We start from the raw sequence: 7,739 nt of genomic DNA on the forward strand, positions 1-7,739 counted from the left end.
GCCATGAGCCGCGTCGGTCGTAACGATCCCTGTCCCTGCGGCAGCGGTCTGAAATACAAGAAATGTTGTCTCGACCGGGAACCGGCGCCGTCCGAGATTCCCTGTGATCTCACGCCGTCCGAGCTGGTGCAGCGCCGGGGCGAGGCTTTTTCCGCCGGGGATTTCGCTTTCATCTACGATACCTATCATCCCGATTCCAACTTTCGCGCCCAATTCCCTAGCCGCAAGGCCTATATCGCCTTGGGTAAGGATTCCCTTGGGCGGGATTTTTCTATCGACCAGTGCCGGGTGCTGAAGGAAGAGGTCGGCGCGGAAGAGGCGCGGGTGCTCTTCTATCTGGCCACCCGTTTTCGCGGGCAGGCGGAAGAGACCTTCGAGCTCTCCCGGTTTCTGATGACCCATGGTGGTTGGCGCTACCATTCCAGCCAGAAACTGGGGCGCGACGAGTTTTCCGGGGCGGTGGAGGACATCGACTGGAGCGATTTCGAGCAGGTGAAGGATAAGGTTTTTTTCTGATGAAGCCGGTTTCGCGACGAATCGACGAGAGCCTGCTCAACGAACTCTCCCGTGCCGCAGGGCACACGCCCAGGCGACGGCTCAACCACAATTTCCACAGGGATTACCTTGAACCCTGCCAGCGCTTGCTTAATGCCGTGGAGCCGGGAACCTACGTCCGTCCGCATCGCCATCTCGATCCCCCTCGTCCCGAATGTTTCGTGCTGCTGCGCGGACGCATGACGGTGCTCCTTTTCGCCGATGGTGGCGACATTGCGGAGATTATCCCGCTCACGGCGACTGGGCCCTGCTGGGGGGTCGATATTCCGCCGGGAGCCTGGCATTCCCTTGTTTCCCTGGAACCGGGCACGGTCTTTTTCGAGACCAAGCCCGGCCCTTATCTCCCCCTTTCCGACAAGGATTTCGCTCCTTGGGCACCCGCTGAGGGGAGTAAGAAGGCAGAGGAGTATCTCGAATTTCTCACGGGACGGGTTCACGAAAGAGGCACAGATGCCTGAACTGCCGGAAGTCGAAACCGTCCGCCGCGGCCTTGCCTCCCGTCTTGAAGGCAAGACTTTCCTTGGCGCCGTCAGCCGGGTGGCGGGGCTGCGCCTCCCTGTTCCCGCCGGCTTGCATGACCTCCTTGCCGGGCAACGGCTGCACGCCGTCGAGCGTCGCGCCAAATACTTGCTGCTGCGCTGCGACGGCGGCACTCTCATCCTTCATCTCGGCATGAGCGGCTATCTGCGGGTCGTTGATCGGGATCTGCCTCCAGGCAGGCATGATCACCTTGATCTGCTCTTTGACGACGGTCAGGTTCTGCGCTTCAACGACGCCCGGCGCTTCGGTCTGCTTCTATGGACAACCGCCGATCCCCAGGAACATCCACTGCTGGTCGGGCTCGGACCCGAACCTTTCGCCGGGGCCTTTACTGGCGACTATCTGCACGAGCGTGCCCGGGGGCGCACAGTTCCGGTCAAGGCTTTTATCATGGATCAGCGTCTCGTCGTCGGGGTCGGGAACATTTACGCCAACGAAGCCCTTTTCCTGTCCGGGATTCATCCTGCGCGGGCAACGGGACGGATTTCCCGGGACCGTTATCTTCGCCTCGCCGATATCATTCGTACGGTCCTTGCCGAAGCCATCGCCGCCGGCGGTACGACCCTTCGCGATTTCAGCGACAGCGACGGCAAGCCCGGTTATTTCGCCCTAAGTCTGCGGGTCTATGGTCGGGAAGGGGAACCCTGTCCACGGTGCGGCCATACGCTCCGCCAAGAACGCATCGGGGGACGTTCCAGTTTTTTCTGTTCCCGTTGCCAGCATTGATAGAGAGAAGGATGTCGGTTTCCATCAGTCGGCGCGTCTAACCACCAACATCGGATTCGCGAGGTTGCTATGTCTGAATTCAGAGTCTGCCGCGTCTGCGGTTATGCCAAGGGGTTTCACCTCTATTTTCGTGAGCAGGAAAAAGGCCGGCGGATCGGCCTGATCTGTCCCGAATGCGGCCAGTCCTACGATCTGGGCTGGGTGGTCGAAGGACTGGCGGAGATGGCCGAAAAGGGCGCGGTCTTCGACGCGTGATTCCGTTGTTTAATTTTTAACCACTTTCCCAGGAGTTGCATTGTGGCTGGTACCAGTCTGTTGGCCTTGATCGATGATATCGCCAGTCTGCTCGACGACGTGGCGACCATGACCAAGGTCGCCGCCAAAAAGACCGCCGGCGTATTGGGTGACGATCTCGCCCTGAATGCCGAACAGGTTTCCGGCATCAGCGCTGACCGGGAACTGCCGGTGGTTTGGGCGGTGGCCATGGGATCGTTCAGGAACAAGCTGATTCTGGTGCCGGCGGCGCTGGTCATCAGCGCCCTGGCTCCTTGGGCGATCACGCCGCTGCTGATGGTCGGTGGAGCGTTTCTCTGTTACGAGGGGTTTGAAAAACTGGCGCACAAGTTTCTGCACAGCCGCGCCGAGGATCAGGCCGAGCACGAGGAACAGCTTGAGGTGCTGAGCAATCCGGAGATTGATCTGGTGGCTTACGAGAAAGAAAAAATCAAGGGCGCAATCCGCACCGATTTCATTCTCTCGGCGGAAATCATCGTCATCGCCCTGGGCACGGTACAGGGCGCAGCCTTGGGTACCCAGGTCGCGGTGGTGGCTGGTATCGCTTTGATTATGACGGTCGGCGTCTATGCCCTGGTTGGCGGCATCGTCAAGCTTGACGATGCCGGTCTGGCTCTACTCAAGGTACAATCGAGCGATTGGGGGGGGCGGTTGTGTCGCGCCTTGGGGCGAGGTCTGCTGGGTTTGGCCCCCAAGCTCATGAAGACCTTGTCCGTGGCCGGAACGGTGGCCATGTTCATGGTCGGTGGTGGAATTCTCGTTCACGGCTTGCCCGGTTCCCACGACGTGCTGCACGGCGCGGCGGAAGCGGTCCACGGAGTGCCGGTCCTCGGCGGTCTGCTGGCGGCGCTGACCCCGACGGTCTTGAACGCCCTGGCCGGGGTGGTCGCCGGGGCTCTGGTGCTGGCGACCGTCGTTCCTGTCCGGAATGTCATCGGGAAATTTCGCAATCCGGTCTGACGGGAGAATCCCTTTTATGTCGATTTACATGACCCCCGCCTGTGCCGAAACGATGCGTGAGGAACTGCGCGATCTGCTTTATACGAAGCGGCCGGAAATGGCCCGTACTGCCGAATGGGCCGCCGGCAACGGCGACCGCAGCGAGAACGCCGATTACCAATACGCCAAACGCGCCCTGCGCCGCTTTGATTCACGCATCCGCTTTCTCTCCAAACGGCTGGAGTCGGCCCAGATTATCGACCCGGCAGCGCAGGGCAAGATCGCTGGGGGGAAAGTCCTCTTCGGGGCGACGGTCACGGTGGACGAGGGGGGCGAGGAAAAGGACTACAGCATCGTCGGCATCGACGAAACGGCCCCGGGGCGAGGGGTGATCAGCTGGGTTTCCCCTCTCGGCAAGGCGCTGCTCGGCAAGCGCGAAGGGGATGTGGTGACCTTCTCGGCGCCCAAGGGGGAGCGCGAACTGGAAATCCTCAAAGTCGAATATCGGCCCATCGCCATTGGCAGGGTGCCCCCTTCCGAGGAAGACGACGGCGCGGAAGAAGACGGCTGAAAAATCGATTTCTTTTGAAAAAACAACGCCCCGGCGGATTGTCATCTCCGCCGGGGCGTTGTTTTTTTGGATGGGGCTGTTCCGTCAACAGGATGTCGGAATCAGACCTTTTCCGCCAGCAAGAAGTTCTTGTTGCGCTCGTAGAGCAGGGCAATGGCCAGATTCCCCCAAGGGATGGTGAGAATGAGGCCGATACCGAAGACGGCGGCACCGATGCTGGAGAGGATGCTGCCGAGAACGACGACCAGCGCCCAGGTATACATGTCGCGCTTGACCGTTTCGAAACTCCATTTGAAGGCGTCGATGGCCCCCATCTGTTTGTCGACCACGGCATAAAGGCCGGGAGAAACAACGATGGAGATGAGGATTCCGGCGATGGTGCCGATGATCGGCAGGTAGCCGAGGGCGAGGACCGCCACCAAGACGATGATGACGTAGACCAGTATCTGCGCGAAGCAGTCCCAGGCCGAGAAGAGGTCCCCGACCGCGGCTTTCTCACCACGCAGCGTTTTTAGCAACGTGCGCAGGTAGCCGGCAAGAAAGGCGATGTTGGCGAAGGGAATCCAGCAGACCAGAATCAGCACCAGGGTGACCACCGACAGCGAAGCAATCTGGTCTTTCCATTTCAGAGTCGCTGCACTGAAGATGTCGCGCAGATCGGAGATGACTTTTTCCGTCTGGAGTGGGGGAATGGACTTGTCGTCGACTTTTTTTTCGGATTGTTCTTCGGGTTGAACGGGATCGGACATGTTGACCTCCTGGGAAATGGAATGGCGCAAAAACCAGAAATGAAGTTTAGCGATTTTTAAGGGGCGGGATCAAGAATAAGTTGCATTGATCCAGCCAGTAACGAACTATTTGCTAACCTCTGCGGCTGGGGTGACCCAGTTGATCAGGCGTCCGGTTTTTGCCGGGGAAAAGAGGGCGGCCTTGGTCGATGGGGAGACTAACGGGGCAGGGTAACCAAGGAAATCACGTGGCTGTGTCCTTCGCTGTTGCAGAGGAGATCGAGGTAGATTTCCAGGGCGTCCCCTCGGACCTCGCGGCGCTTGATTCCCATGCGGTCGACGATGAGCGCTTCCCGCTGAATCCAGAGGTGCTTTTCGGGCTGGCTCAGCACTTCCCGGAGAATTTCCAGATAGGCATCGAGAAGCCGGTCTTCCCGGGCATTTTTCGGAAGACTGCGGCAGACCTGGGCCCGGGCCATCTCCGGAACTGGAACGGCGATATGGGGGGGATCGTCTATCCCACGGCGCAGATGTTGTTGCAGTCCGGATTGGGCCTGAAGAAGGGCATTTCTCCGCTCCTTGCCGGCGCATTCGGCTTTGAGCAGGGTAATGCGCATCAGAGCCAAGTGCAGAAGTCGGGCAAAGGCGAGTTCTTTGATCTTGTCGCGGGTCGCCTTATCGGAGTCGAAGGGGGCGAAGAGGTGGTGATTTTCGAAGCTGACGGTGATCTGGGCGACATCGTGGAGAATGACGCTCCCCGATATTTCGGCGCCGAAGACCGTTTTTTCCTGTTTGATCATCGAGAGCAGAGCGTATGCGGGCGGTTTCCCCTGCTTCTGGCGGTATTCCGAAAGACAGGGATCGCTGTTGAGAACCTTGCGTAGCGCGTTTGAGGAGATGAAGAAAGCGCGCAGTCGCGGATCATCGCCGTATCGCGAGGGGTCGAGGGAGAGGGGCGGGGCCATGCCCTCCACCTGTTCGTCCAGGTAGGCGATGGCTCGTTCCACCGCCGGCCACAGTTTCTTTTTGTAGCCCGATACGGCGCGAATCCAGGGGTCGGTGTTTTCCACCGCCTGCTCGATGGCGGCGGCGATCTGTTCCTTTTCTGGGTCGGAATGGCCGTTAAACATGGATTGGATGAACGATAGCATGACTGAACTCACGATGAGAGTGATTCTTCAGATGGGTCCGGCTCCTGTTTCTTCGCTTCGGAGAGGCGGAGGAGAAAAGAGTAAACGCCCTGAAGCTCCGGGAGGGGGCTTTCAGGGCGATCAACCTTTATCGCTATAGCACGGCGCTCTGACTGCTCGCAAGGGTTTTCGCAGGGATTCAATAAAAATCCCGCAGGCTTTCGTCGACTCTTGCGAGGGTTTTATGCCGGATATCCCGGAACACTGATCCCATGACTGGGATCAGCGCTTTGGGATGTTGCGGATCTCGTCGGCAATGCGTCGGCTCAAACCCAGGAGCGCCCGGCTCATAGCCTCGGTCGTTGCCGCGAAGCCCTCCCCCGCGAGGGGTTCGACGAACGTTGCCGAACCGCTGGCGACGGGAGCCGGGTCGTTGCCGGTGAAGATCAGCCAGGCGGCGTGGAGTTCGACCGGCCCGGCGGTCGGGCCGTCGAAACGGGTGATATTAAGCTGCGTCCGGTAATCGCTCGTAGCCGTTTCCAGCCAAGGCAGCACCAGGAAACGGTTGCCGGGAAGCAGGCGCTCAAGGTTCTCGATCAGCACCCGGCCCGTATCATCCGGCAGGGAGCCACCCCAGCGGTCGAGTTCCGAACGCTTGAGAACGGTCGTCCCTGCGCGGGTGGTGATGGCGAGATGATCGAGGTAGGCGGGCAGGGCGACGGGGCCGACGGCGACGATCCGGCGTGTTTCCCGGGAGGAGGGCTCAGCTTTTTCGCCGGCGGATTCGGCCAGCGCGGCCAGGGTGTAGAAACGGGCCGAAGGGGTTTTGCCACAGGCACTCAGCAGCAAGGTGAGAGAAAGGATGAAAAAAAGTGGCGCCAGGCGCGAGATCTTCGAGGTCATTTCTCCTCCACATGGGTTTTGCCGCGCAACAGGGCCTCGGGATGGCGGTCGAGATAGTCGGCGAGGGCGCCGAAGGCGCGGGAGGCTTCTCCCAGATCCTTGAGGGCGGCGCGCAGCGGGTAGAGGGAACGTTCGTCCGAGGCGGCCTTGGCCACGGCATCGAGGGTTTCATCGAATTTGTCCAGCGAGCCGCGGACCTCCTCCAGAGTGCGGTCGAAGCTTTGCACAAGTTCCGCAGGAGCGCCTTCCTTGAATTCCAATACCCGGTCGGCGTGGCGGATGGTGGCGGTGGCGGCGGTGATGGTTCCCCGTGCATCGTTGGAGACTCGTTCGATCTCCCGACCGATCTTATGCAGTAGGGTTCGCGCCTCGGCGATGGTCAGATTCAGCTGGCGTGGGGCTTCCTGAATCTCCGGAGAGTTCACCAGACGTTCCAGTCCGCCGACCAGGCTGTTGGTTCGTTCCAAAAGCTCCCGAAGCGGCAGCTCTTCCAGCTTCTGGGCGAGTTCGTCGGCGGTGGAAGGAATGGTCGGGACTTGGGCAAAGCCCGTCGCATCCGGCAGCAACCGCACCGGACGTTCGGGGTAAAAATCGAAATAGACCATAAGCTGCCCGGTGACCAGGCTCTGGGTCTGCAACTGGGCGCGCAGTCCCCGGTCGATGAGAGCCTGATGGTAGTCGGCCGAATCCGATGCGCCGTTGGTGATCTGAAACCGGCTCAGGTCGACCTCGGCGACGACCGGTACGCGAAAGGTCATGTCGTCCATATCCCCCTGCAGAACGATATCGACGACCGAGCCGATCTTCACGCCGCGAAAGACTACCGGTGCGCCCACCGAGAGCCCTTTGACCGAACCGTCGAAATACATGACGTATTTTTTCTGCGGGGTGAAGAACTGCCCCGAGCCGAAGAGAATCACCCCGGCCACCGCCAGGGCGAGGGCGCCGAGGACAAAGGCGCCGATAACCGCTTTGTTGCCTTTTGCATTCATCAGGGCAAAATTCCTTTCGTCGAATCTAAAGCAGATACTGGGAGAGGATGATGCGGTGTAACTATTCAGCACGAAATTTGAAAAAAGTTCTTGACACGGTTTTTATGTCATTTTTGTAAACTCTGCACGCCTTGTTCGAGGGGTGCGCAAAGACCTCTCAGGAGAACCGCGCTCCTCCCTGGGGGATGATGGAGAGATGAGCTATCCCCCGGTCCGGCTCAAAAATTTCATGACGGCAGAATGCGCTACAGGGACAAAAATTCCGTCCTGAAAACCCGTGTTACAATGCGTCATCTCATACGCGGGTGACGCAAGAATGACGATTGAAAACATTGATGTCGACGCCACCATCAAGCAGGTC

General features: G+C 59.6%; 10 protein-coding genes. 6 read left to right on the forward strand and 4 right to left on the reverse strand.

Going from position 1 to position 7,739, the window contains the following annotated elements:
• Positions 1-3 precede the first annotated feature (3 nt).
• From RBR25_RS04860 to RBR25_RS04885, 6 genes are all read left to right on the forward strand, one after another.
• A complete protein-coding gene (locus RBR25_RS04860) occupies positions 4-516 on the forward strand; it encodes a YchJ family metal-binding protein (RefSeq protein WP_432818407.1) in 513 nt (170 codons plus the stop codon).
• Positions 516-1,013 (forward strand): WbuC family cupin fold metalloprotein, encoded by a 498-nt coding sequence (locus RBR25_RS04865; RefSeq protein WP_432818408.1) that lies wholly within the window; start codon positions 516-518, stop codon positions 1,011-1,013. Before RBR25_RS04860 ends, RBR25_RS04865 begins: the two co-directional genes overlap by 1 nt.
• Complete coding sequence (gene mutM, locus RBR25_RS04870; protein WP_432818409.1) at positions 1,006-1,821, forward strand: bifunctional DNA-formamidopyrimidine glycosylase/DNA-(apurinic or apyrimidinic site) lyase; 816 nt, start codon at positions 1,006-1,008, stop codon at positions 1,819-1,821. Before RBR25_RS04865 ends, mutM begins: the two co-directional genes overlap by 8 nt.
• A gap of 69 nt (positions 1,822-1,890) precedes the next feature.
• Positions 1,891-2,076, forward strand: coding sequence for a hypothetical protein (locus RBR25_RS04875; protein WP_432818410.1), 186 nt, complete (start codon positions 1,891-1,893; stop codon positions 2,074-2,076).
• Between the two features lie 42 nt (positions 2,077-2,118).
• On the forward strand, positions 2,119-3,075 hold the full coding sequence (locus tag RBR25_RS04880) for a DUF808 domain-containing protein (protein ID WP_432818411.1): 957 nt from the start codon (positions 2,119-2,121) through the stop codon (positions 3,073-3,075).
• A gap of 16 nt (positions 3,076-3,091) precedes the next feature.
• Positions 3,092-3,625, forward strand: a complete 534-nt coding sequence (locus RBR25_RS04885; RefSeq protein WP_432818412.1) for a GreA/GreB family elongation factor — start codon at positions 3,092-3,094, stop codon at positions 3,623-3,625.
• Positions 3,626-3,726: 101 nt separating this feature from the next.
• Here RBR25_RS04885 and RBR25_RS04890 read toward each other — a convergent pair whose 3' ends face one another.
• From RBR25_RS04890 to RBR25_RS04905, 4 genes are all read right to left on the reverse strand, one after another.
• On the reverse strand, positions 3,727-4,374 hold the full coding sequence (locus RBR25_RS04890; RefSeq protein ID WP_432818413.1) for a zinc ribbon domain-containing protein: 648 nt from the start codon (positions 4,372-4,374) through the stop codon (positions 3,727-3,729).
• Between the two features lie 197 nt (positions 4,375-4,571).
• Complete coding sequence (locus RBR25_RS04895; protein WP_432818414.1) at positions 4,572-5,504, reverse strand: hypothetical protein; 933 nt, start codon at positions 5,502-5,504, stop codon at positions 4,572-4,574.
• A 261-nt stretch (positions 5,505-5,765) separates the two neighbouring features.
• Entirely contained in the window at positions 5,766-6,386 is a 621-nt protein-coding gene (locus tag RBR25_RS04900) for a PqiC family protein (protein ID WP_432818415.1), read from the reverse strand.
• Positions 6,383-7,378 carry an MlaD family protein gene (locus RBR25_RS04905; protein ID WP_432818416.1) on the reverse strand — a complete coding sequence of 332 codons (996 nt, stop codon included), beginning with the start codon at positions 7,376-7,378 and terminating at the stop codon, positions 6,383-6,385. The genes RBR25_RS04900 and RBR25_RS04905 overlap by 4 nt, the downstream gene beginning before the upstream one ends.
• Positions 7,379-7,739: the final 361 nt, after the last annotated feature.

Source organism: Trichloromonas sp. (genome assembly GCF_034006665.1).
Classification (GTDB): Bacteria; Desulfobacterota; Desulfuromonadia; order Desulfuromonadales; family Trichloromonadaceae; genus Trichloromonas.

What these genes read in the sequence shown, in the direction of transcription:
- RBR25_RS04860 (WP_432818407.1), top strand. Translation starts at nt 4, where the DNA reads ATGAGCCGCGTCGGTCGTAACGATCCCTGTCCCTGCGGCAGCGGTCTG.
- RBR25_RS04865 (WP_432818408.1), top strand. Translation starts at nt 516, where the DNA reads ATGAAGCCGGTTTCGCGACGAATCGACGAGAGCCTGCTCAACGAACTC.
- mutM (WP_432818409.1), top strand. Translation starts at nt 1,006, where the DNA reads ATGCCTGAACTGCCGGAAGTCGAAACCGTCCGCCGCGGCCTTGCCTCC.
- RBR25_RS04875 (WP_432818410.1), top strand. Translation starts at nt 1,891, where the DNA reads ATGTCTGAATTCAGAGTCTGCCGCGTCTGCGGTTATGCCAAGGGGTTT.
- RBR25_RS04885 (WP_432818412.1), top strand. Translation starts at nt 3,092, where the DNA reads ATGTCGATTTACATGACCCCCGCCTGTGCCGAAACGATGCGTGAGGAA.
- RBR25_RS04890 (WP_432818413.1), bottom strand. Translation starts at nt 4,374, where the DNA reads ATGTCCGATCCCGTTCAACCCGAAGAACAATCCGAAAAAAAAGTCGAC.
- RBR25_RS04895 (WP_432818414.1), bottom strand. Translation starts at nt 5,504, where the DNA reads ATGCTATCGTTCATCCAATCCATGTTTAACGGCCATTCCGACCCAGAA.
- RBR25_RS04900 (WP_432818415.1), bottom strand. Translation starts at nt 6,386, where the DNA reads ATGACCTCGAAGATCTCGCGCCTGGCGCCACTTTTTTTCATCCTTTCT.
- RBR25_RS04905 (WP_432818416.1), bottom strand. Translation starts at nt 7,378, where the DNA reads ATGAATGCAAAAGGCAACAAAGCGGTTATCGGCGCCTTTGTCCTCGGC.